The organism is Acinetobacter sp. BD54, from assembly GCF_044778325.1.
Classification (GTDB): Bacteria; Pseudomonadota; Gammaproteobacteria; order Pseudomonadales; family Moraxellaceae; genus Acinetobacter; species Acinetobacter baumannii.
Map to the genome: position 1 here is coordinate 321,152 of NZ_JANJEP010000002.1, position 24,320 is coordinate 345,471.

At 40.6% G+C, this 24,320-nt stretch carries 25 protein-coding genes; 17 read left to right on the top strand and 8 right to left on the bottom strand.

The annotated features are described in order from the left end of the window. The first annotated feature begins 87 nt into the window (after positions 1-87). Together NQ782_RS04285 and NQ782_RS04290 are read left to right on the top strand one after the other, a co-directional pair. Positions 88-519: a CidA/LrgA family protein gene (locus NQ782_RS04285; RefSeq protein WP_057093215.1), complete on the top strand. Its 432-nt coding sequence runs from the start codon at positions 88-90 to the stop codon at positions 517-519. A gap of 13 nt (positions 520-532) precedes the next feature. Further along, positions 533-1,222: an LrgB family protein gene (locus NQ782_RS04290; RefSeq protein ID WP_001028708.1), complete on the top strand. Its 690-nt coding sequence runs from the start codon at positions 533-535 to the stop codon at positions 1,220-1,222. 7 nt (positions 1,223-1,229) lie between these two features. Here the strand turns inward: NQ782_RS04290 and NQ782_RS04295 are convergent, their stop codons facing one another. Then, complete coding sequence (locus tag NQ782_RS04295) at positions 1,230-2,720, bottom strand: PLP-dependent aminotransferase family protein (RefSeq protein ID WP_057093217.1); 1,491 nt, start codon at positions 2,718-2,720, stop codon at positions 1,230-1,232. A 115-nt stretch (positions 2,721-2,835) separates the two neighbouring features. Between NQ782_RS04295 and NQ782_RS04300 the strand changes: the two genes are divergently transcribed. Beyond that, positions 2,836-3,471 carry an FMN-binding negative transcriptional regulator gene (locus tag NQ782_RS04300; RefSeq protein WP_057093219.1) on the top strand — a complete coding sequence of 212 codons (636 nt, stop codon included), beginning with the start codon at positions 2,836-2,838 and terminating at the stop codon, positions 3,469-3,471. 42 nt (positions 3,472-3,513) lie between these two features. Then, positions 3,514-4,107, top strand: a complete 594-nt coding sequence (locus tag NQ782_RS04305; RefSeq protein WP_057093220.1) for a GNAT family N-acetyltransferase — start codon at positions 3,514-3,516, stop codon at positions 4,105-4,107. Between the two features lie 7 nt (positions 4,108-4,114). Here the strand turns inward: NQ782_RS04305 and NQ782_RS04310 are convergent, their stop codons facing one another. Both NQ782_RS04310 and NQ782_RS04315 read right to left on the bottom strand, forming a co-directional pair. Then, positions 4,115-5,302, bottom strand: coding sequence for an MFS transporter (locus NQ782_RS04310; protein WP_057093222.1), 1,188 nt, complete (start codon positions 5,300-5,302; stop codon positions 4,115-4,117). A 9-nt stretch (positions 5,303-5,311) separates the two neighbouring features. After that, complete coding sequence (locus NQ782_RS04315) at positions 5,312-5,986, bottom strand: cupin domain-containing protein (RefSeq protein ID WP_057093224.1); 675 nt, start codon at positions 5,984-5,986, stop codon at positions 5,312-5,314. 184 nt (positions 5,987-6,170) lie between these two features. Here NQ782_RS04315 and gcvA point away from each other — a divergent pair, with 184 nt between their 5' ends. The 10 genes from gcvA (at position 6,171) to madM (ending at position 14,503) form a co-directional block, all read left to right on the top strand. Further along, the gene (gene gcvA / locus NQ782_RS04320) at positions 6,171-7,085 is read left to right on the top strand and encodes a transcriptional regulator GcvA (protein ID WP_057093225.1); all 915 of its coding nucleotides are present in this window, start codon (positions 6,171-6,173) and stop codon (positions 7,083-7,085) included. A 109-nt stretch (positions 7,086-7,194) separates the two neighbouring features. Continuing rightward, positions 7,195-8,874, top strand: a complete 1,680-nt coding sequence (mdcA, locus tag NQ782_RS04325) for a malonate decarboxylase subunit alpha (protein WP_000399244.1) — start codon at positions 7,195-7,197, stop codon at positions 8,872-8,874. After that, positions 8,874-9,758 (top strand): triphosphoribosyl-dephospho-CoA synthase, encoded by an 885-nt coding sequence (locus NQ782_RS04330; RefSeq protein ID WP_057093226.1) that lies wholly within the window; start codon positions 8,874-8,876, stop codon positions 9,756-9,758. Before mdcA ends, NQ782_RS04330 begins: the two co-directional genes overlap by 1 nt. Before the next feature lie 2 nt (positions 9,759-9,760). Beyond that, positions 9,761-10,060, top strand: coding sequence for a malonate decarboxylase subunit delta (locus NQ782_RS04335; protein WP_057093227.1), 300 nt, complete (start codon positions 9,761-9,763; stop codon positions 10,058-10,060). Next, the gene (locus NQ782_RS04340) at positions 10,053-10,904 is read left to right on the top strand and encodes a biotin-independent malonate decarboxylase subunit beta (RefSeq protein ID WP_057093230.1); all 852 of its coding nucleotides are present in this window, start codon (positions 10,053-10,055) and stop codon (positions 10,902-10,904) included. Before NQ782_RS04335 ends, NQ782_RS04340 begins: the two co-directional genes overlap by 8 nt. After that, the gene (gene mdcE / locus NQ782_RS04345; RefSeq protein ID WP_057093232.1) at positions 10,901-11,728 is read left to right on the top strand and encodes a biotin-independent malonate decarboxylase subunit gamma; all 828 of its coding nucleotides are present in this window, start codon (positions 10,901-10,903) and stop codon (positions 11,726-11,728) included. The genes NQ782_RS04340 and mdcE overlap by 4 nt, the downstream gene beginning before the upstream one ends. Then, entirely contained in the window at positions 11,719-12,327 is a 609-nt protein-coding gene (locus tag NQ782_RS04350; protein ID WP_079745739.1) for a malonate decarboxylase holo-ACP synthase, read from the top strand. Before mdcE ends, NQ782_RS04350 begins: the two co-directional genes overlap by 10 nt. Before the next feature lie 12 nt (positions 12,328-12,339). Beyond that, a complete protein-coding gene (gene mdcH / locus NQ782_RS04355; protein WP_057093237.1) occupies positions 12,340-13,278 on the top strand; it encodes a malonate decarboxylase subunit epsilon in 939 nt (312 codons plus the stop codon). A 48-nt stretch (positions 13,279-13,326) separates the two neighbouring features. Beyond that, the gene (gene madL, locus NQ782_RS04360) at positions 13,327-13,746 is read left to right on the top strand and encodes a malonate transporter subunit MadL (protein ID WP_000587906.1); all 420 of its coding nucleotides are present in this window, start codon (positions 13,327-13,329) and stop codon (positions 13,744-13,746) included. After that, positions 13,739-14,503 carry a malonate transporter subunit MadM gene (gene madM / locus NQ782_RS04365; RefSeq protein WP_000229914.1) on the top strand — a complete coding sequence of 255 codons (765 nt, stop codon included), beginning with the start codon at positions 13,739-13,741 and terminating at the stop codon, positions 14,501-14,503. Before madL ends, madM begins: the two co-directional genes overlap by 8 nt. Positions 14,504-14,552: 49 nt before the next feature. Here madM and NQ782_RS04370 read toward each other — a convergent pair whose 3' ends face one another. From NQ782_RS04370 to NQ782_RS04390, 5 genes are all read right to left on the bottom strand, one after another. Then, positions 14,553-15,470 (bottom strand): LysR family transcriptional regulator, encoded by a 918-nt coding sequence (locus NQ782_RS04370; protein WP_057093233.1) that lies wholly within the window; start codon positions 15,468-15,470, stop codon positions 14,553-14,555. Between the two features lie 97 nt (positions 15,471-15,567). Continuing rightward, on the bottom strand, positions 15,568-16,986 hold the full coding sequence (locus NQ782_RS04375; RefSeq protein ID WP_057093234.1) for a PLP-dependent aminotransferase family protein: 1,419 nt from the start codon (positions 16,984-16,986) through the stop codon (positions 15,568-15,570). A 98-nt stretch (positions 16,987-17,084) separates the two neighbouring features. Next, positions 17,085-17,219, bottom strand: a complete 135-nt coding sequence (locus tag NQ782_RS04380) for a hypothetical protein (RefSeq protein WP_000749814.1) — start codon at positions 17,217-17,219, stop codon at positions 17,085-17,087. Positions 17,220-17,233: 14 nt separating this feature from the next. After that, positions 17,234-18,238, bottom strand: coding sequence for a cytochrome d ubiquinol oxidase subunit II (gene cydB / locus NQ782_RS04385; protein ID WP_000566431.1), 1,005 nt, complete (start codon positions 18,236-18,238; stop codon positions 17,234-17,236). Continuing rightward, positions 18,231-19,676, bottom strand: a complete 1,446-nt coding sequence (locus NQ782_RS04390; RefSeq protein WP_000052002.1) for a cytochrome ubiquinol oxidase subunit I — start codon at positions 19,674-19,676, stop codon at positions 18,231-18,233. Before NQ782_RS04390 ends, cydB begins: the two co-directional genes overlap by 8 nt. Before the next feature lie 653 nt (positions 19,677-20,329). Between NQ782_RS04390 and NQ782_RS04395 the strand changes: the two genes are divergently transcribed. From NQ782_RS04395 to NQ782_RS04405, 3 genes are all read left to right on the top strand, one after another. Beyond that, entirely contained in the window at positions 20,330-21,148 is an 819-nt protein-coding gene (locus NQ782_RS04395) for a hypothetical protein (protein ID WP_086230960.1), read from the top strand. A gap of 118 nt (positions 21,149-21,266) precedes the next feature. Next, complete coding sequence (locus NQ782_RS04400) at positions 21,267-22,562, top strand: acyl-CoA dehydrogenase family protein (protein WP_057092931.1); 1,296 nt, start codon at positions 21,267-21,269, stop codon at positions 22,560-22,562. 176 nt (positions 22,563-22,738) lie between these two features. Next, complete coding sequence (locus tag NQ782_RS04405; protein ID WP_000162426.1) at positions 22,739-24,130, top strand: LLM class flavin-dependent oxidoreductase; 1,392 nt, start codon at positions 22,739-22,741, stop codon at positions 24,128-24,130. The last annotated feature ends 190 nt before the right edge of the window (positions 24,131-24,320 follow it).

Sequence of the window (24,320 nt, forward strand, 5' to 3'; positions counted from 1 at the left end):
TTGGAATAATATTAACATGAATAATTCATATTTAGCAGGTTTAACCAAGATAGCATAATAGTGTAGTTAACCATTTAATTTCGAAAAATGAGTACTGAATCTGCTTCTGGAACACCCTCACAACCATCACTGTTCGTGTTAGTTAAACAAATTCTCATTTTGGCTGGATTTTGGTGGATTGGATATCTCATACACCAAAAACTCGGTGTACCTGTCTCGGCAGGTATTTTAGGTATGTTTTTATTGCTTTTATGTCTGTTCTTTAAAATTATCAAAATGGATCAGGTAGCAATGGGAGCAACTGTGGTTTTAGGTGAGCTATTACTATTTTTTGTGCCTGTAGTCGTTGCCGTTGTCCAGTATAAAACCCTGTTTATGACCGAAGGATGGCAAATCGTCTTAAGCATTGCGGTTGGAACCATTTTAGTCATGTTAAGCACTTCACTGACTATTCATTATTACAATCGTTTGAAGGCTTACTTACAGGCTAGAAAACGTCTTCAACATAAGCATATCTAAAGAGCATAATGACATGAATATCTGGTCAATTCTTTGTCTCATCTGGACTTTGGTCGCTTATGTTGTGGCAAAGCGAATCTATCAAAAACATCCAAAACTTTGGTTATCACCCGCAATTAGCGTGCCTGTACTTACCATCATTTTGATGATGATTTTTGGAATTTCATACCAAACTTATTCAGAAGATACCCAGTGGATTGTTAATTTATTAGGTCCTGCAACGGTAGCTTTCGCTATACCGATTTATCGCTATCGGGAAACGATTCGTAAAAACCTCGGAGTTCTTACGATTGCGATTATTGTGGGCATGAGTGTAGGTGTGATGACTGCTTATAAAATGGCGCAGTGGTTCCACTTTAGCCCTGAAGTCACCAACAGTTTGATGGCACGTTCTATTTCAACACCTTTTGCCATGATTTTAGCTGAAGATATTCATGGTTCGGCAGCATTGGTTTCACTATTTACCGTTATTACTGGTTTGGTCGGTATGATTTGTGGCGATGCAATTTTGGCAATTACTAAAATCCGTTCTAATGTGGCAAATGGTGCCGCCTTGGGTAACGCAGCGCATGGTTTTGGTACAGTCAGAGCACAGCAAAGAAATAGTGAAGAAGGGGTGATTGCCAGTTTAACCATGGTTATTGCTGGTATTTTAATGGTACTCATTGGACCATTTGCGATTCATCTATGGTTGCTGTTGTAAGGTTTACCTACATTGACTTGGCGTACTGTTGAATAATCTTTGATAATTTTTTGATAGCTTGTTGCATTAGTTCGGGTTCAAAATCGCCTAAGCCGACAATTAAACCCGAACGTCGCCGCTCTTTTGAAAATGTCGGTGAAATTGCTTTGATGGCAATACCTGCATCGACTGCCGAGCTTGCAACGTCAATATCATTAATATGTTGAGCAAGCCATAACACCATATGCATGCCTTGATCGCCTGGCTGTAACCAAGCCAGTTCTTGAGGTATGTATTTTTCAATCAAGCCAATAATGTATTCTCGAACTTCTGCATAGACATTTCGAGTACGTCGTATATGCCGCTCTAAATAACCCTCTTGAATAAAAGCAGCCAAAACGTGTTGGTCGGCAGCAGGCGGGTGTCTATCAATTAAGACTCTAAGCCCACAAAAAGGAGCTACCAGTTCTTTAGGCAACACTGCATAGCCAAGCCTAAGCGATGGAAATAAGACTTTGCTGAAAGTCCCAAGATAAATCACTTGGTCGGGTGCCATGCCTTGTAATGATGGGAAGGGCTGTCCGTTATAGCGAAGTTCACTGTCATAGTCATCTTCAATGATCCATGCATTTTGTTGTTTTGCCCAAGCTAATAAAGCTGTACGTCTTGCTAGACTCATCGGCATGCCAAGTGGATATTGGTGAGAGGGTGTTACAAAAGCAGCACGCGCATGTTTAGAAAGTTTAATTCCGGTTTCAACCTGAATGCCTTCTTCATCAACAGGAACACGCACCATTCGAATGTTTTGTACAGTATGCTCAAAAATGGCTGTTGTACCGCGATAAGCAGGATCTTCAACCCAAACTTCATCTTTCGCCTCAAATAAAATTTGGCTGCAAATATAAAGTGATTGTTGAATGCCGGGCGTAATCACAATTTGTTCAGGTTCGCAGTGGACAGAACGTGACCGTCGTACATAGTCTGCTATAGCAATTCTTAGTGATAATACACCTTGAGGTTCACCATATCCTGAAGGAACACCTGCACCCCGTGATCTATATTTATTACCAAATTTACGCCAGATATCACTTGGTTGAGTACGACCGACGGGGACAGATACCGCAAAAGGAACATGGGGAAGTGGCTTAAATTCATCAAGCACTTTGGCATAAGAACGTGCCGATTTGGTCAAAGATATCGAGTTAGGTTTATTTTCTTTTGATGAGTGTTGTATTACAGATGTTTTAATCAAAGCATGAGACACATAAGTGCCAGTTCGTGGTTGAGAGTCAAACACACCTTCAGCTAAAAGCTGATCATAAGCTTCAATAATGGTTCCGCGAGCGACACCTAGGGTTAAAGCTAGTTCACGAGAAGAAGGCAATGGATCGCCGGGTTGTAAATCACCACTTTGTACAGCTTCACGTAAAGCTTGAGTCAGTTGAGCACTTATCTTTCCTTTGCTTTTATCAATCTTTGCAATAGACGGAAGTTCCACAACTTTTGCCATTCTTGCCATAATTCTGGTCTACTTAAAAAAATACAAAGTGGTTCTTTTTAATAAACCACATAAACCAGAAAATTTACAACACAAAATATAAATAGCCCTGATATTTACAGCGAGGTTTTTAGCCATGTATATCCCTGATGATTTTGCAGAAAACCGTTTGGATGTATTGCATTCTCTTATTGCAGACTATCCATTTGGGGTGCTTTTTACGCATGGAAGTAATGGCTTAGATGCAAATCATCTTCCATTCGATTTACAAGCAAATGAAGGGAAATTTGGCATGCTACATGCCCATGTGTCACGAAATAATTCTGTTTGGCAGGACATTAAAAATGGAGATGAGGTATTGGTCGTTTTTCAAGCAGGCGATGCGTATATTTCACCAAACTGGTACCCATCCAAACATGAACAGCACAGACAAGTACCCACATGGAACTATAGGGTTGTGCATGCTTATGGCAAAGTGACGATTCGAGATGACGAACGTTACGTTCGCGGTGTTGTGGCTCGTTTAACCCGTACTCATGAAGCATCTCAACCTGAACCATGGAAAATGTCCGATGCACCAAAGGATTATCTTGAACCGATGTTAAAAGCCATTGTAGGTATTGAGATTGAAATTACCAAGCTGCAAGGAAAATCAAAAATTGGGCAAAACAAAGAACGCCGAGCCATTTTAGGCGCGGCAGATGGCCTATCGAAAGCTGGTCATCAAACTATAGCGAATGCCATGTACAGTGTGGCTGAGTTAAATAAATAATTTCGAAAATATACAACTTTAATATCATTTGAGGAGGCAAAGATGTCTTTTACTACACCTGTTGAGTTGGTAGGTGAGCACGTTATTTTAAAGCCGCTAGATGTAACTCAAGCTGAAGCGCTCAAAGAGGCCGTTTGCGATGGGGAACTCTATAATCTTTGGTATACCCGTGTGCCAAGACCTGAACAGATGACTGCTGAAATTGAAAGACGTCTCGGTTTACAAAAATCCGGCTCTATGTTGCCTTTTTATATTGAAGACCGAAAAACGGGACGAGCGCTGGGCATGACAACACTCATGCATATTGAAGAAGCGCATCGCCGTGTAGAAATTGGTTCGACATGGTACCGAAAGTCTGCACAGCGTACGCCTGTAAATACTGAATGTAAAAAACTATTGCTAGCTCATGCATTTGAGACTTTAAACTGTATTGCGGTTGAGTTACGCACATCTTCATTAAATGTTCAAAGCCAAGCCGCGATTGTACGCTTGGGTGCAAAGCTCGATGGTGTGCTAAGAAGTCATCAAATTGTGAAAGATGATATTTTGCGGGACACTCATGTTTACAGTATTTTAAAACATGAGTGGCCTGCGGTCCGTCAAAATCTAGAATGGCTATTGAGCAAACCGCGTTAAAAAGAATTTAAACAAACTGCTTTTCTCTTTTTTGGCTTAGCCAGAAGAGAGAAGCTGCGGCAATCACCAACCATGGTATTAACGCTATATTCATTGCTTTCCAGCCGAATAAATCCAGTAAGGCACCTGCACTAAACGAACAAATCAAACCGACAACAAAAACGGTCATATCGTTAATGGCTTGGGCCTTGGCTTTTTCAGCCACAGAATAAGTTCCTGTGAGTAAAGAAGTACTGCCAATAAATAAAAAGTTCCATCCCACACCCAATAAAATTAAAGATATTGCAAAAGATGTGAACTGAATACCTGAGAGAGCAAATCCGATATAGCAAGCAAATAATAAAAGACCTGCAAACATGATTTTAAGCACACCAAAGCGAGCAATTAAGTTTCCAGTAAAGAATGAGGGTAAAAACATACCAAGTACATGTAGTTGAATGACTGTCGTAATTGACCCAAGTTCATGGTGTGAATGCCGCATAGCAATTGGTGTTGCGGTCATACCTAAAATCATAATGCCATAACCTGTGACGGCACCAAACAGAGCAACTAAATAGGTCGCTTGAAAGACAATCTGTTGCCATGGACGACCAGCAGTAAAGTCAGACTTTTGCTCAACTGTATCAGCTATATGTAAGCTAGATAAAATGCCCATTGCCACAAGTGAGATGATACTAATAATTAAAAATGAACCGATATATTCTAAATGCTGGAATAAGGGTCCACCAAAACGGGCTAAAGTCGGACCAATCAGTGCTGCAACAATTCCACCTGCCATCACCCAAGAAATAGCGCGTGAGCGGAACGCATCATTTGCCACTTCACTGGCAGCAAAACGGTAAAACTGAGCAAAGGATTGATAGGCCCCGACACATAGCGTACCCAGAGCCAGAAGCATGAGTGAACTATAAAAAATACCAATTGATGCGATAATGCCGCCGAGCACACCTAAAAAAGCACCGAATAGAAAACCGTTACGCCGTCCAATATGTGCCATTAATATTGAGGCAGGGAACATCATTAAAGCCGTACCCAAAAACATAGATGCGATGGGCAGCGTTGCAAGTGTTGGGGTATTTGCAATATTTGCCCCAGCCAAGCCACCAATGGTCATGACCATGACAGAAACGGTTTGGAAAAGGGATTGGGAACTCGCCAAAATTAATACTTGGCGGTGCATGGTATTTTGAAGCATAAAGAGCCTTTAATTATATTCCGCAATGGCTGAGGCTAGGTGTCCAGTTTTTACATAAAGAGAAGCGCCAGACAAACCAGCTTGAAAATAGGCAAGTGTTTTTGGAGGTAGGCGTATCCATGTTCCAGCGTCAAAAACCATTTCTTTATCAATCAACTGACCTTGGGTAATCAAAATTTCGATTCCACCCTCAGCTTCTTCAATAAAAAGTTGCTGCGGCTTGAGTTTTTCTAAATAAGTGTGTTCATAACTTGCATCAATTAATGTGCAAATTAAACGCGAATCTATTTTTTGCCATTGTGCTGGGTCGTTGGTATTGATTCGTAAAGCTTGAGTTTCTGACATAGGAATTAGCATAAGTTTGACAAAAATCAATGTACCTTCTTCACTCGATGGTTGGTGTACTGACTGATGGGGACTCCGTAAATACCATCCAGCGGAGTAGTGCAGATTTTGATTTTCAGTAAATACGCCTGAAAGTACGAGGATTTCTTCACCATGATGATGTCGATGTTCAGGGAACGTTGTATGGGGCGCATATTTCACCAAACTGGTCGCACGAGCTATTTCATCGCCAATACGATCAAGCATGACTCGATCAACTTCCCCACGGGGAGATTTCACCCAATGATAGTCTTCAGGTTTGATAATCACCGCCTGTGAAAAATCGGCATGGATCAACATGAATACTCTCCTCCTAAAGGCAATTCTCTTTATTCAATAACAAAATAAATAAAGTGAGTGAGCAAGCCTACTCAAGATGTAAAAATTTAATCGTTATGAAGAGATTACAGAGTATTTTAGAAATAAAGATTTATAAGTACAAATGAGATAATCTACTTAGCCAATAAAGAAAATCTTTAGCGTTATGAATTCACCAGTTTATTTGAATGCACTCCGTGCTTTTGAAGCCAGTGCACGACACAAAAGTTTTTCTGCTGCGGCAAAAGAGTTGAATGTGACTCCCGCCGCAGTGGGGCAATTGGTACGTACACTTGAAGATTGGCTGGGTTTCCCTTTATTTCATCGGCAAACGAATGGCAAAAATCGGCTGGTTGCTACCGAACTGGCCGAGTCAGTTTTACCGGATATTCGGGCGGGTTTTGATAAGCTCACTTTGGCTTTGGAGAAATTAAAACAAGATTCTCTATCAGGTGTGCTTAATATTGCGGTCAGTCCAGCATTTGCCGAAAAATGGCTATTACCAAGAATTGATCATTTTCAAAAACAATATCCAGATATTGATATTCGTTTAGACATTAACTTGAAAACCGTAGATTTTTTAGAACAAAAAGTCGATGTGGGTGTCAGATATGGTCAAGGACAATGGCAAGGTTTAGAAGCCGTTAAACTTATGGATGAAGAGGTTTATCCCGTATGTTCGCCCACATTTTTAAATGAACATTCATTTCTCTTAACCCCAAATGATCTGAAAAATATCACTTTAATTCATGATCTTTCTATGGAAAAACATCAACAATTTCCGGGGTGGCAATCTTGGCTAAAAAGTGTAGGTTTGAATGACATCAATATTAGCCGTGGTATGCAAATCAACAGTTCATCTGCAGTTTTACAGGCTGCAATGGAAGGACATGGTGTTGCATTAGCGCGTAGTGTTATGGTGCAAAAAGATATACAAACCGGGCGTTTGATACGATTATTTCCTCAAATTCACTTCTCATCGCCCTTTTCTTATTATTTGGTGTACCGACCACAATACGCAAATTTACCCAAAGTCAAAATCTGTCTAGATTGGTTTTTTGAAGAAATTCATCGAATATAAAATTAATCATTAACCTGAAGTTAATAACTAACGAAGTAGGTTGATTGATCGAAATTCCATAAAGCGTTTTTATAGATTCAGAACAAAACTGCGATCTATAGGTAAGTACATGGAAGGATCAGTTCAGAATAAAGAACGATTATGGACAAAGCGGCGTCATGCCAAACAACTAAAACTAGAGATGGCAAACCAATATACCGATGGTGTGGTGATTCCAACTCAAGACATTATTAAAGTTTTGGAAACCTTAATTACACCGGGTGACAAAGTTGTACTCGAAGGGAATAACCAAAAGCAGGCTGATTTTTTATCGCGCTCTTTGGCTCAAACCAATCCAGATATTTTGCATGATTTGCATATGATCATGCCAAGCGTAGGGCGTTCAGAACATCTTGATCTGTTTGAAAAAGGCATTGCGCGTAAACTCGATTTTTCTTTTGCTGGCCCACAAAGTTTGCGTATTAGTCAGTTAATTGAAGATGGTTTACTAGAGATTGGTGCGATTCATACCTATATCGAACTATATTCACGTTTGGTAGTCGACCTCATTCCAAATGTGGTGCTCTCAGCGGGCTTTATGGCAGACCGTCAAGGCAATATCTATACAGGTCCAAGTACCGAAGACTCTCCAGCACTTATTGAACCTGCTGCTTTTAGTGACGGTATCGTGATTGTTCAGGTCAATGAACTGGTCGATGACGTCTCAGAGTTACCCCGTGTCGATATTCCTGCCTCTTGGGTGGATTATGTGGTGGTCGCAGATCAGCCATTTTATATCGAACCGTTATTTACTCGAGACCCGAAACATATCAAGCCAGTGCATGTGCTCATGGCGATGATGGCAATTCGCGGAATTTATGAAAAGCATAATGTGCAATCGTTAAACCATGGTATTGGTTTTAACACTGCGGCAATTGAACTGATTTTACCGACCTATGGTGAGTCTTTAGGTTTAAAAGGAAAAATCTGCCGAAACTGGACTCTGAATCCACATCCAACCTTAATTCCAGCGATTGAAACGGGATGGGTTGAAAGCGTGCATTGTTTTGGTACTGAACTCGGTATGGAAAAATATGTTGCTGCTCGTCCCGATGTTTTCTTTACAGGTCGTGATGGCGCTTTACGTTCCAACCGCATGATGTGTCAGCTCGCAGGTCAGTACGCCGTTGATCTATTTATTGGTGCAACTTTGCAAGTTGATGGCATGGGGCATTCTTCGACCGTTACCAAAGGTCGTTTGGCTGGTTTCGGTGGTGCACCAAACATGGGGCATGATCCACGTGGACGTCGTCACGATACGCCAGCATGGCTGGATATGCGTTTGCAAGGTGCCAATGAAACAGAAACCTATTTGGCACGTGGTAAAAAGTTAGTTGTTCAAATGGTGGAAACCTTCCAAGAGGGTGGCAAGCCAACTTTTGTAGATCGTCTTGATGCGATTGATGTTGCTAAAACGGCAGGCTTACCTTTAGCGCCGATCATGATTTATGGCGATGATGTCACCCATTTACTGACTGAAGAAGGTATTGCTTATCTATATAAAGCAAGCAGCCAAGAAGAACGTCAAGCCATGATTGCTGCGGTGGCAGGTGTGACCAGTATTGGTTTAACCCAAGACCCGAAAACAACAGCACGTTTAAGACGTGAAGGTCTGGTGGTATTCCCTGAAGATTTAGGTATTCGTCGCACCGATGCAACACGTGAACTTTTAGCTGCAAAAAATATTGCCGACTTGGTGACATGGTCAGATGGTCTATATCAACCCCCTGCAAAGTTTAGGAGTTGGTAATGATGGCACAAGTTCAATATCAAACGTTCAGCGGTAGTCAGCTTTTGGCAGATATGGCAGTCGAAGCGTTAATTGATGAAGTTAATCTGACACCGAAACCAGCATTGGTTGATCGTCGTGGCAGTGGTGCACACAATGACCTGACTTTGGAGTTAATGGAGCGCTCTGCGAAAAGTTTAGGACCCATGTTTGAGGCAATGGCCCAAGCTGCAAAGCATCATGGAAAAGTCTGTTTAGCTTTGCGTGAAGACATTGGAGAAATTGGCCGTCAAGGTGAAAAGACCATGATGTTGGCGACAGATGGTGTCAACACACACCGTGGCGCAATTTGGGCATTAGGGTTAATGGTTACGGCAGCAGCATTGGCGCGCACGAATCAACAGTATTTATCGGCTGTTGAGCTATGCCAGTTAGCAGGCCAGATTGCCCAGTTTGAAGATCGCTTTATTCCAAAGCAGGCTTTGAGTCATGGTCAGCAAGTACAAAAGAAATTAGGCATCTTAGGTGCGAAAGAACAGGCACAACAAGGCTTTCCAACTATTGTGAATTTTGGGTTAAAGCAACTTTATCAAAGTCGTAGTAAACCTATGAAAGAAGAGTTCGCACGCTTAGATGCCTTACTTGCCATGATGACAGATTTGACCGATACCTGTGTGCTTTATCGCTCTGGCACAAATGGTTTAAAGCGTATGCAACAAGGTGCTCAGCAAGTATTGGATTTGGGCGGTAGCTCAAGTTTAGAAGGTCGACGTGCCTTGCATCTTTTAGAGATTGACCTGCTTCGGATGAAAGCTTCAGCTGGTGGAGCCGCAGATTTGTTGGCAGCAACATTGTTTATAGACCGTGCTGAGCATTCATCTTTAAAAAATAAAAAGGGATTTTAATTATGGAAACACTTCATTTTGAATTTGTGGCCACAGAGCCACCTGTAAAAAAAGCACTAGTAGGATGTGTAGGCTCTGGCGATTTAGAAATTTTGATAGAACCTGGTGAAAAAGGAAAAACCTCTATTCAGGTAGTGACTTCGGTAGATGGCAGTGCAGCACGTTGGCACAATCTTTTTGAACGGATTTTTACCGCTCAAATACCACCAGCGGTCAATATTGATATTCATGACTTTGGTGCAACTCCCGGTGTCGTTCGCTTACGTCTAGAACAAGCATTGGAGGAGATTGCTCATGACTGATATCCAAAGTTTGTTAAATAAACAAGATTTTATTGAACTCAGCGCAAGAGAGCGTGCCAAAGCGCTATTAGATAAAGGGACTTTTCGAGAGTTGCTCGACCCATTTGCACGTGTTATGTCGCCTTGGCTCATTAAGCAAAATATTGTCCCGCAAGCCGATGATGGCGTGGTGATTGCAAAGGGAACTATTCAAGAACAGCCAGTAGTTTTAATTTCTATTGAAGGTTTATTTCAAGGTGGCAGTTTAGGTGAGGTGGGTGGTGCCAAAATTGCAGGTGCCTTAAAACTTGCGGTTGAAGACAATCTGAAAGGTATTCCAACAGCGGCAATTTTATTGTTGGAAACGGGTGGCGTTCGTTTACAAGAAGCAAATCTGGGCTTGGCTGCAATTGCTGAGATTCAAGCTGCAATTGTGAACTTACGTCAGTACCAACCTGTGATTGCTGTGGTTGCAGGCAGTGTAGGGTGCTTCGGCGGTATGTCAATTGCGGTTGGTCTATGTAGCTATATTGTAATGACACAAGAAGGACGTTTAGGTTTAAATGGCCCACAAGTGATTGAACAAGAAGCTGGTGTACAAGAATATAACGCCAAAGATCGTCCATTTATATGGAGTATTACTGGTGGTAATCAGCGCTTCGCTAGTGGTTTGGCAGATGCTTATGTTGATGATGATCGCCAGAAAATTCGTGAGCAAGTCATCGATTATTTAACTCAAGGCGTGCCTCAGCAGCATCGTAGTTCAAACTACTCATTCTATTTAGCGAAGCTACAACAAGTCGATACTGCTGAGCAGATTACCCCAGCACAGGTTCAAGCTTTGTATCAAGGAGAGCAAGCATGAATATCGCCGTTGATACATTAAAAGCATCTATTCGTGGTGCACATTGGTTTAAAGCACTTACGCAAGGCTTTAAGACAGTTGAAGGTTTTCCAGCTTCGGTTTGGGTGGCTGATGGTCAGATTGATCAGCAAGCGGTACGTGTGATTGCAGTTGTCCAAGACAGTAATAATTTGTTCCCACGCGCGAGACAAGGTGAAGTTGGACTCTTGGAAGGCTGGAGCTTGGCAAAAGCAGTCGATGATGTGATCCAAGCCGATGCACGGGCTGAAACTAAACGCGGCATTTTATGCTTGGTTGATGTCCCGAGTCAGGCCTATGGGCGCCGTGAAGAATTATTAGGTATTCATCAAGCTTTAGCGGGTGCAGTAGATAGCTATGCTAGAGCTAGATTAGCAGGCCATCCTGTTGTCAGTTTATTGGTTGGTAAGTCGATGTCGGGTGCTTTCTTGGCGCATGGATACCAAGCCAATCGTATTATTGCCTTAAAAGATTCAGGTGTTATGGTGCATGCAATGGGTAAGGAATCTGCTGCACGCGTTACCTTACGATCAGTTGATGAGTTAGAGCAATTGGCATCAAGCATTCCTCCAATGGCCTATGACATTGAAAGTTATGCCACGCTTGGTTTGTTATCTGAACTGTTATCTGTTGAAAACCCTGAACAACCGACAAACCATGATCTGTTATTAGCGAAACAGGCAATTGCTCAAGCGTTTAAAGAAATTAATGCTGATCAATCGAGAGGACTTGAACAAAGATTTCATGGCCAAAACCGTCAAATGTCTAAAAAAGTCCGTGAATTATTGCGTGAGCAATGGTCATGAAACTTAAGCTTGAAGCCCATGATTTGTTGTGGGGCATGACGGTCGATTGCATAGCCGATGATGCTCCGCATTGGGTGAGAGAGGTATTGCAACGAGGTGATCCTGTTGTAGTTCGACGGGCAATTACTCCTGTAGATCAGGTGGCTGTGGGGGTAAGAGGGCAATTTCGTCATCAACGATATGCAGCTCAAATGCCACGATCAGCGATTAGCAGACAGCTCAAGCCAGAAGCGCTGACTCGCATAGATACGCAACAGTTTGAGCACTTGGCAGAACGTTTAAAGAGCATTTCTAGCATTATGAAAAACTTTTCAGGATGTTGGGGATATACAGGAAGTTTCGGGTTTGAACTGGCAACGGGCATTAAAACAGTAACTCAGCAAAGTGACATAGATTTGTTGATTCGAGCTGAACAACCTTTTGTTAAAAAGCAGGCGATTGAGCTACTCGAAAATTTTCACCAAGCTGGACTCAATGTGGATATACAGCTTCAACTTCCACAAGGTGGTTTGGCGTTAAAAGAATGGGCTAGGGATAGCGGAAAAGTTCTATTGAAACGTTCCGATGGTGCTGTCTTATTAGAAAACCCATGGAATTAGGGAATAGATATGATGGCTTCAATTTGGGTATATCCAGGACAAGGTGTGCAACGAAGCAATATGTTGCACGACTTACCTCAAACCGCTCTGGTTAAAGAATACCTTGAGCGTGCATCGGATGCACTCAATGAAGATGTCTTGATGCTGGACAGTTCGACAGCATTACAGTCAACACGTTCAGTACAGCTTTGCTTACTGATTTTAGGTGTGGTGAGTTCAGCCTTATTAACAGCGGAAAACTTAACACCAGATTATGTAGCAGGTTTATCAATTGGTGCATGGTCGGCTGCGGTTGTAGCGGGAGTTTTAGCCTTTGAGGATGCCGTTCGTTTGGTTGCCTACAGAGGTGAACTCATGCAAAACGCTTACCCCACTGGATATGGCATGACAGCTCTGATTGGTACAGACCGTGCAGCTGTTGAAACATGGGTCAAACAGATTTATGAAATAAAGCCAGAGGTGTTTGTCGCAAATATTAATGCACATAACCAGATTGTTATTTCAGGAAGTTTTGAAGCCATGAACCAAGTTGCTGTTTTAGCAAAGCAACAAGGCGTGGTGGCAAAAAAATTAGATGTATCGGTGCCATCGCACTGTGAATTATTAAGTCAGCAAGCAAAGCAACTTGCAGCGTCTATGGAGGGAATGACTTTAAAGCAGCCTAAAATACGTTATTTAAGTGGTACAACGGCTCGTACGCTTAGCAGGCCAGAACAGATTGGTGATGACTTGGCTTTTAATATGAGTCGAACTGTAGATTGGGAAAGTACCATCCAAGCTGCATGGGAGCGAGGTGTGAGGTTACAGATCGAAGCTTTGCCGGGAACGGTGCTTACTACACTTGCACGTCGAACATTTAAAGAAGGAACAGTATTGTCATTTCAGGGAACACGTTTAGACAGCATTCAATTGGCAATGCAAAAAGAACAGGCAAATAGTTTTTCTTTTTGAGTCAGATTTTACAAAAGCATAAATGATCCAAGGATATGAGGGATTGTCATGATTATATATGGAGTTGGTTTACTCGCACTTTGCACCTTGGTTGGTGTAATTGCTGGTGATCTATTAGGCGTTTTATTGGGTGTAAAGTCCAATGTTGGTGGCGTGGGTATCGCCATGATTTTACTCATTTGTATACGGTTATGGATGGAAAAACGTGGAATGATGACAGTTGAAACTGAAAAAGGAGTTTCATTCTGGGGCACCATGTATATCCCGGTTGTTGTTGCTATGGCAGCCCAACAAAATGTAGTGGCAGCATTATCGAGTGGCCATATGGCACTCTTTGCGGCTGTAGTCTCAGTTGCAGTTTGTACGCTCACTATTGCTGGTCTAAGTCGATATAACAAAGCCAGCCCTTTACCTAAAGAAGAAGAGGACACAGCCTTAAACCGAATCGGAGGTAAAGTTCATGGTTGAATTATTATTAAAAGACTTAACACATTTAGGTTTAATTACAGCTTTTGCTTTAATTGCCTTAATTATGTGGCTGTCGACCAAGCTCTCTAAATATTTAACCAATGGACGTGTGCATGCTTCAGCAATTGCGATTGTAATTGGTTTGATTTTGGCATGGTTTGGCGGAAAAATGACAGGTGGTGAAAAAGGCTTGACTGACCTTGCACTTTTTACAGGTGTAGGACTCATGGGCGGTGCAATGCTTCGTGACTTTACTATTGTAGCCACAGCATTTGAAGTACAAGCGACTGAGGCCAAAAAAGCTGGATTTATTGGTGCCTTCTCTTTATTTCTCGGGACCATTTTGCCATTTATTGTCGGTTGTATGTTTGCGTGGATTTTTGGCTATCGCGATGCGGTAAGTATTACCACAATTGGCGCAGGTGCAGTGACTTACATTGTTGGGCCAGTTACGGGTGCGGCCATTGGTGCGAGTTCTGAGGTCATGGCGTTATCAATTGCAACTGGCTTGGTGAAAGCAATCTGTGTAATGGTTTCAACACCACTCACTGCGAAATTTATGGGATTAGACAATCCACGTTCTGCGATGATTTTTGGTGGTTTGGCAGGAACGGTAAGTGGCGTGTCAGCTGGTTTAGCTGCTACAGACCGCCGTTTAGTGCCTTACGGTGCACTTACAGCAACTTTTCACACGGGCCTTGGTTGCTTAATGGGTCCAACTATTCTGTTCTTTGCGGTTAAAGCTTTGGTGGGTTAATACGTATTTTATAATCAGGCAAAAGAGCTGTTGTTATTCGCAGCAGCTTCTATCTTTTAAAATTAGAGGCAAACATTCGACATTCAGCAATGAGAGCAAGTAAGTTTGGGTCACGTTCTTTACTTTTTAAAAAGACCAGACCAATTTCTTGTTGCATGTGGTATTGCTGTTTTAGAGGAATAAGTTTTACCGAACTTTCATAAACCGCAGAAATACGGCCAGGTAATAGTGCGAAACCTACACCTGAGCTAACCATACTAATTAAGGTAAAAATATCATTGACCTGCAAAGCAACTTTAGGTGAAAAACCGGCTTTTTTAAAAATGATGTCGCTGTTGTTATGAGTTGCAAAACCCTTGGTTAAAGTTAAAAAAGTTTCTTCTTTTAAAAGGCTTAAATCAATATCTTTAAACTCAGCATATTTTGAATCTTTATTGACGGCCAAAAAAATGTCATCTGAAAACATCGGCAAAATTTCAAAGTCATCATCTTGAGTGGTTTCATTTAAAGCTACAATGATTGCATCCAGCTCAGTTGCTTTGAGCTTTTTCACCAAATCCTGATTTGAACTCAGCAACAGTTGAATATCAAGCTCACTACGTCTGAGTTTGAGACCGCTAATCACATTTGGAATTGTATTTACCGTCAAAGAATAAAGAGACCCTAAATGTAAAACCTTGGCTGCAAAGCCAGCGGCTTCTCTGGTTTTATTTACGGTGATAAAAATGTCTTGTACGATTTTTTGCGTCCGTTCTTCAAACACATAAGCACTTTTTAAAGGAATGAGGTTACGGCCTTCATTTTTAAAAAGAGGGCAACGTAAAGCGCTTTCTAATGAGTGTAGTGCTTTATGAACGCTGACATTACTCAGTTGCATTTCTGCCGCGGTTTTAGACAAATTGCCACAGCGCATAAAGGCCAAAAAAATCTGTATTTTTTTAAGAGTCAGTTCTTCATCTATTTCCATATTAACATCCAGATATTCTTACCCTTAAAATCGCGCTTTAAGATGAAACTATCATAAATTAAATACTTTAAAATTGTGCTTAGGTCGAAGCATCACTTTACAGACTTACTTCAACTCTTTGTTGAATAGTTTTAATCACTTGATCTAAAGCAGCTTGAATTTTTTCGTTCCACTCAAAAGAACAATTGATTCTTAAATAATGCTGCTGTGCGGGTAAAACACTAAAGAGTGGGCTTGGCGCAACACCAATATCTTGTTGGATGAGTTCCTCATAAATTTGCATGCTATCGAGTTTATGAGGCAATTTAACCCATAGAAAATAACCGCTTGGGTAATAATAAATCTCGCAGGTCGCGGGCAGATGTTGCTTCAAATAGTGGTAAAACAGCTTTTTATAACGTTCAAGTGAAAGTCTAAGTGTGCGCAAATGCTTTTCATAATGATGATGAGACAAGAACTCAACCAATGCATTTTGGATGAGTGCATTCACTGAAATAGTACTCATGAGCTGCAAGTGTTGGATATGGTCCGAAAATTTACCCGCATAGACCCAACCAACCCGAAAACCTGCCCCTAAAGTTTTAGAAAATGAAGAGCAGTGCAGTACCAGATTTTGTTGGTCAAAGTATTTCATCGAAAGTGGTTTTTGCCCGCCATAATAAAGCTCTTCATACACATCATCTTCAATTAAGTAAATTTGGTGTTCATGAAGCAGTTTGGCAATTTTATATTTAATCTCATCACTGACCGTAAACCCGATCGGGTTGTGGCTATTTAACATGAGCCAACATACTTTAATTGGATATGTATGAATAACCTGTTCAAAAGCCTCTAGGTCAAAACCATGTTGTGGATGTTCGGGAATGGTAATGACCTTAAGTCCTAAACGTTCAGCAGCCTGCCAAGCACCGTAAAACACGGTTTGTTGCAATAGAATATAGTCACCCGGTTTGGCTACTGCTTGTAAAGAAAGATTGAGTGCATCTAATCCTCCAGATGTAATGACAATGTCATCTGGATCGGTCTGTATGCCTTGCATACAGTAGCGCTGAGCAATTAGTTTTCTTAACGCTAAATTACCGGGAGGTAGGCTTGCTGTCTGGTCATAGCTTTGCCTTTGCCGTGCAAGTTGCCCCATAATTTGAATAAGTTTGGGAGCAGCTAAAAGTTGACTATCAGGGAAAGCTGAACCAAAAGGCACCACAGACTCATGTTGAATCGATTTAAGGTATTTAAAAACTAAAGAATTAATTTCAATTTTAGAATTGAGTGAAACGACCGAATATTGTTCCAGTGGCTTTAGTGCAATTTGCTCCGCAACAAAATAGCCAGACTTTTCCTTTGAATAGATCAGACCTTGTGATTCAAGCTCCTGATAAGCATTCATCACAGTCATTAAACTAAAACCAGAACGTTGGACCTGATCTCTTAATGAAGGTAATTTCTCATGTGCATTTAAAGTGCCGCTTTCAATAAGTTGGCGAATGCTATGGGCGAGTTGTTCTGATTTATACATGTATGGGCTGCACGAAATAACAAAATAAAAGATGCACTGAACCAATAATAAATGCCGCTTGCAGAATCTACAAACGGCATTTGTTTATAAGGATGGTTTTACTTTAAGTAAGGGGCAGCATAAATCAATATCACTTTAAACAAACCCGCAATCACAGCTAAGGCTAAAAAACCACCAAGCCATAACAGAATAAACCATTGGGTTTGACTGAGTTTAACTGACGACTTTTTCATAACACCCCCGTACCTTAATGATAACCTTCATCACCTACACGAACTTTGTCTCTAAATACCCAGTAAGACACAATGGTGTAAGTAATAATGATTGGAATCAGAATAAGCGCACCCACTAAAGCAAACATTTGACTGGAATGAGGCGCTGCCGCTTGCCAAATCGTAACTGATGGTGGAATGATATTTGGCCACAAACTAATTACAAAACCAGTAAAGGCAAGGAAGACCAATGCCAAGGTATATATAAATGGTTTGTGATCTTGCTGTTTTTTACATGCCGATAAAATCAGGCCAACAAACAATAAGACCAAAATAGGCACTGGACTAAAATAAAACAGATTTGGTAAAGAGAACCAACGATCTGCAATTTCGGGGTGTGTTAACGGCGTATATAAGCTGACGGCACCAAAGATAATGAGCAGCGCAATAATTAACTTTGGCATCAGTTCATACATACGTTGCTGCAAGCCTTTTTCAGTTTTTAAAATGAGCCAACCACAGCCTAAAGTGGCATACATGGCAACTACACCAATACCTGTGAAAATGGAGAATGCAGTAAGCCAGTCAAAAGGGCCACCGGCAAAAATACCGTTTTCGGTTTTAATCCCTTGAATATAGGCCCCTAAAATAATCCCTTGGAGGAAGCTCGTTAAAACCGAACCCCAAATAAAAGCTAAGTCCCAAAGGTGTTTGGTCCGATGAGCTTTAAAACGGAATTCAAAAGCAACTCCACGGAAAATCAAGGCAATGACCATGAAAATAATAGGCAGGTAGAGCGCAGATAAAACCGTTGAATAGACCAGCGGGAAGGCTGCATACAGGCCAGCACCCCCAAGTACCATCCAGGTTTCATTACCATCCCAGACAGGAGCGACGGTATTCATCATCACGTCACGTTCTTGGCTATTCTTAATGAATGGGAACATAATCCCGATTCCTAAGTCAAAGCCATCCATGACCACGTAAATTAAAACACCTAAACCGATAATACCGACCCATATTAAAGAAAGATCAATCATGACGGTTCTCCCCAGAGTTTTGTTTGCTGTCAATATTTTCATCAACTGCACTAAGTGGACGCATCGGTGTTTTAAAGTGTCCTACGCCGCCTGCTTCCATATTTGGCGTGTCGATAAATACAGGGCCTTTATTAATGAGTTTTAAGGTGTAGTAGATACCGCTACCAAAAACGATTGTATACACCACCACAAAAATAAAGAGACTTAGACCCACCTGATCTGCTGAAACAGTATGCGATAAACCATCTTTGGTCCGCATAATGCCATAGACCACCCAAGGTTGACGGCCTACTTCGGTAGTAATCCACCCAGCCAGCATTGCCACATAACCTGCAGGTCCCATCACTACAGCAAATTTATGAAACCATGATGTTTCATAGAGTTTTCCTCTTTTACGTAACCAAAGAGCAATGAGTGATAAGGTGACCATAAGGACGCCAAGACCCACCATGACACGGAAACTCCAGAAAATAATGGTCGAGTTTGGACGGTCTTCAGGTGCGAATTCTTTTAAGCCAGTCACTTGTCCATCTAAACTGTGAGTCAAAATTAAGCTACCCAAATATGGAACGCCCACTTCAAAGTGATTTCGTTCTTCTTTCATATCCGGAATGGCAAATAACAGTAATGGCATAGGCTCGTTATGATTAGTTTCCCAGTGGCCTTCCATAGCAGCAAGTTTGGCAGGCTGATGCTCACGAGTATTTAAACCGTGGTTATCGCCGATCACCACTTGTAAACAAGAAGTCACAAGCACCATCCAAAGACCCATCGAGAATGATTTTTTCACCAATTCATCACGACGGCCTTTTACCAAGTGCCAAGCAGATGTTCCCACTACCAATAAAGATGAAACCAAGAAGGCAGCAGCACCCATATGCGCAAAGCGGTAAGGGAAGGACGGGTTGAAGACAATAGCTAGCCAGTCTTTTGGCACAATAATGCCATTTTCGATGGCAAAACCTTGCGGTGTTTGCATCCAGCTATTGGACGATAAAATCCAGAACATCGAAATACATGTTCCGATGGCAACCATAAGCGTTGCAAAGAAATGGGCTCTAGGACCAACACGGCCCCAACCAAATAGCATGATTCCTAAGAAACCCGCTTCTAAGAAGAAGGCACTCAAGACTTCATAGGTAAGTAAAGGACCAGTAATGCTTCCTGCTACTCGTGAAAACTCACTCCAGTTGGTACCAAACTGATAGCTCATCACGACACCAGAAACCACTCCCATACCAAACGCAACGGCAAAGATCTTAATCCAGTATTTAAATAGATCTTTATAGATAGGGTTTTGCGTTCTTAACCATTTCCATTCCAAAACTGCCAAAAAACAGGCAAGTCCAATAGAGGTGGCCGGAAAAATAATATGGAAGGATACTGTAAAAGCAAATTGTATTCGTGCTAATTCTAAAGCGGTTAGACCGAGGCTCATAAACTTTCCCCCTGTGAACTAGCTGATGATGATTAAATGATTTAAATACTTAATTTCAGGCAAAAAAGTACTTTGGCAATTAGGCTTACTTCTGTGATAAATGTTCTTAGCAAGTAAAGTGCCAACAGGGTAAAGCAACATAATTGCTTGATATTTCAAGAGAATAGAACGATTGATTGTTCTCAATCTGTTAACAAAGTTTAGGCTTGATGTTGCATTTGTAAAAATACATGTTGCATTGAAACATTGATGAAATATCTGGCGATATGCAATAGATCGTTTCATGAAAACTACCTACCTTAAGAAGTTTTCTTAATCATGCACTCACTGTATTTGTATATGTAGATACAGAAATTTTTTATAAAACTATAACAGTTAAACTGTGTTTTGATGGCGTGCTATAGTTTTTTTTCAATCATCTGTAGCTATATATCCAGTCCTCTAAAGTTCAAAATAAAAATGAACAGGATTTACCGCCAACCTAAATCAACTTTCAAGACATAATGTGAACGCTGTTTTAGATTTTATATAAGTACATGATAGTGTTCTTCTTTTCTATTCCATTGTTGTTTTGTGTAGGGTCTGGTTGTTGCGTGTTTCTTAAAGACCTAAGTGTAAGTGTAACGCTTCTAAAATAGCTTGGATGTTAAAAAATGTTTATCACTTCTCAACTGAACATTATTCATAAAATTATTAAAAATCAGACTATTTCCACCTTGGTAATAGATCAGTTGGAACAGATTTATGTGAACCTTGAAGGAACCTTACTTAGAGCGAAAGTACTTAGGGATTTTTCTAAAACTCAAACCGTGTATTTAATTCAGTCTCACATTGAGCCACAGCAAAGTAGTTTGGCTTATCTATTCTCGCCATTTATTTTTGCAAACTTAAACAAAGCAGCCATTTATACAACACTGGCGACTCCACCTGTGCTAACTATCCTTAATAAATACTATCAAGCTGACAAGAAGGTCGTATTTAAGGTAGACGAAGTTTTAGAAAGCCTAAAAATATATCTAGATTTAGAACTAATAGAGATGGGAGAAGCTGAATTTATTTATTTAAATTTAATTAAAGCATTATGTCGAAGTGATATCTCTACAGTTTTTTTAATCACCCATTTAGAGCTTGATTTAGAGGCTTTAAAGCAACTTGAACAGTTCTTAAAAATAAAAATTCATTGGGTAAAAGTCGTAAAAGATGAGGGTCTAAAAGGCTTGGGTCAGTTGGATATGCGTAAATTATTATTTAAAAATAAAGATGAAACGTATGTTCAATTATGCGCTCTTTTTGCTCAAATGAATGCAGCACTAGTCGGCCTATGCGATACCTTTACTGCCAGTCAAATGACACACTTAATTGATGACATGTTTTACTCAGAGCATATTTTCGAAAAACTTTCTGTCTATTCAGAATATATGCAAACCTTATTGCAAAGTCAGCATAGTCTTCACAAAAAACAAATTGCTTAGCAATGCCATGCTTTTGATTGGTGTTATATCAAGATTGAATACTGTTATAAAAAAATAATCGTTTTCATGTGAAATAAATATTTTATGGTAAAAGCAAAGCAATATTGGTTTTACTTACATGACAAATTTAAATTTTGAACATCATCTCGGTTCATTAACTCACGCTGCACTGAGTCAGGCTTCAATCATTTCGCGGGTATGGGGTGAAGGACCTTCTGAACGGTATGATGAATTGGCAAGTAACTTCAGACCGACTTTTGCCCGTATTAAAGAAGGGGCTTTAATCCGTGAGCAGCAGCATATTTTGCCCTATGAACAACTTCAATGGCTTAAGGATATTGGTTTTACACGGTTAAGACTTCCAAAAACTCATGGGGGCTTTGATGCAACTATTCCTGAACTATTTGCATTGCTCATTGAACTTGCAGAGGCCGACTCAAACTTACCGCAAGCTTTGCGTGTGCATTTTGGTTTTACTGAAGATGTGTTGGTAAGTAAAGACAAAACGTTTCAACAGCGTTGGCTTAACCGAATTGCCAATGGCGAAACAGTGGGTAGTGCATGGTCTGAAGGCGGGAAAGAGTCAATCGATCAGTTTGAAACTCACTTATATCGAGATAGTGACGGAAAAATTCGCGTTAAAGGCAAAAAATATTACACCACTGGTAGCCTATATGCAGACTGGGTGGATGTTGGTGTAACAGATTTAAAGGGTGAATCTGGCTCGGTCGTTGTTCGCCGTGAAGATGAAGGTGTAGAAATTGTTGATGACTGGAATGGCTTTGGACAGCAGCTTACTGCAAGTGGTACGGCATATTTCCACGATGTATTGGCCGATGAAGCTGAAATTTTACCTGACGATGACCGTTTTAAATATTCGGCGGCTTACTATCAACTGGTTCAACTGGCAATCATTACAGGTCTAGGGCGTGCTGCAACCTATGATGTTTCTCAAGCTGTTGCTAAACGTACCCGAAACTACACGCATGCGAATTCTCTGTTTGTAAAACAGGATCCGCAAATTTTACAAGTAGTAGGACAAATTCGTGGCGCGGCTTATAGTGCAGGAGCGATTGTTGAAAAAGTTGCACAAAGCTTACAGCGTGCTTACTTGGCTGCATTTCAAAATAATGAGCAGCTTGAAGAAGAACAAAATGCACTTGCCGAGCTTGAAAGTGCGCAGTCTCAAACGGTCATTACCGATCTAATTTTAAATACTTCCACGATTTTATTTGACGCTTTAGGTGCTTCTGCAACAGACAAAGATTTAGGTCTAGATCGATATTGGCGTAATGTAAGAACTTTATCTTCACATAACCCAAGAGTATTTAAAAATCGAATTGTAGGTGATTTTAGTGTGAACGGCACATTACCACCATATCAATGGCGAATTGGTGAAGTTTCTAAACAATAAATTATAGTTTTAGATATTAAGCTGCTATTTTTAGCGGCTTAATGTTGTTTATATTTTTTAAAATAAATTATAAAAAACTATTAGAATAAAATCATATTTTGTTTGGGGTATATATTATAAAGAAAATATAAAAATTGCTTTAGTATAAAATTAAATAAAATGCTGGTTGATATTTTATGACTAAGAAAATTAGTTTTAATGCTTTTGAAATGAATTGTATTGCCCACCAATCTCCTGGATTATGGCGGCATCCTCAAGATCGATCTGTTGAATATAAAGATTTAGAATATTGGACAGATTTAGCGCAAATTCTTGAGCGTGGTTTTTTTGACGGTATTTTTATTGCAGATGTGCTTGGTATTTATGACGTTTATCATCAAAGTGCTGAACATGCTTTAACAGGTGCAGTACAAGTTCCAGTCAATGATCCGCTACAGATTGTGCCAGCGATGGCAGCCGTCACAAAGCACTTGGGTTTTGGTGTCACGACTTCGATTTCCTTTGAACATCCTTATCCTTTTGCTAGGCGTATTAGCACGCTAGACCATTTAACCAAAGGGCGAGTGGGTTGGAATATCGTGACGTCTTATTTGGAAAGTGGTTCGAAAAACTTGGGCCTAAAAACTCAGGTTAATCATGACAATCGTTATGATATTGCTGATGAATACTTAGAAGTTCTTTACAAACTTTGGGAAGGGTCTTGGGAAGAAGGTTCGGTACTTCGTGACCGTGAAAGTGGTATCTTTGCTGACCATAAAAAAGTGCATCCAATTCAGCACGAGGGTAAATACTTTACTGTACCGGGCATCCATATTTGTGAACCATCACCACAGCGCACACCAGTACTCTACCAAGCAGGTGCGTCATCACGAGGGCAGAAGTTTGCCAGTCAAAATGCCGAGTGTGTATTTATCGCAGCGCCGTCTAAAATTGCCACTAAAAAAGTGGTACAAGGCATTCGCCAAAAATTGGTCCAAGAAGGCCGTGACCCGTACTCAGTTAAAATTTATGCACTTTTGTCGATTGTCACTGATGAAACCGATGCAAAAGCACAGGCTAAGTTTAAAGAATATCAAAGCTATGGAAGCTATGATGGGGCTTTAACATTATTGTCAGGCTGGTCAGGTGTGGATTTTTCACAATATCAACCCACCGATAAAGTTGAATATATTCAAACCAACGCGATTCAATCTTTATTAGATTCTTATGTAAATGCAGATCCGGAACGTGTCTGGACCATTGAAGAAATTGCAAACTGGAATAGTTTAGGTGGTAATGGACCTGTGTTAGTGGGTTCGGCAGAAACAGTTTCAGATGCTCTACAGCAATGGGTTGAAGATACAGATGTCGATGGCTTTAACCTTGCCTATATTTTGGCGCATCAAACATTTGCCGATGTGGTCGAATTTATTGTGCCGGAGTTGCAAAAACGTGGGGTGTATCAAACCTCATATGCACAAGGAACATTAAGAGAAAAATTATTTGGTGCTGGGCCATATTTACCCGAAAATCACCGCGGTGCAAAATATCGTAATCTAAAAGAGTTAAAACTTGCTGAGGCGAGTTAATATTTTAGAAAACCTTTAAATAAATAGCTGGTTAAATACCAGCTTTTATTTTGTCTTTTTATATCGATTTTACTGCTGAGTTAATAATGAAATGATAATTCTATAATTTAGATTAAAACATCAGATTAATTTGTTTTTGTATGGTGTGAATAATCATTATTTTGTTCCTGTGATTAAAATACAGGAATTA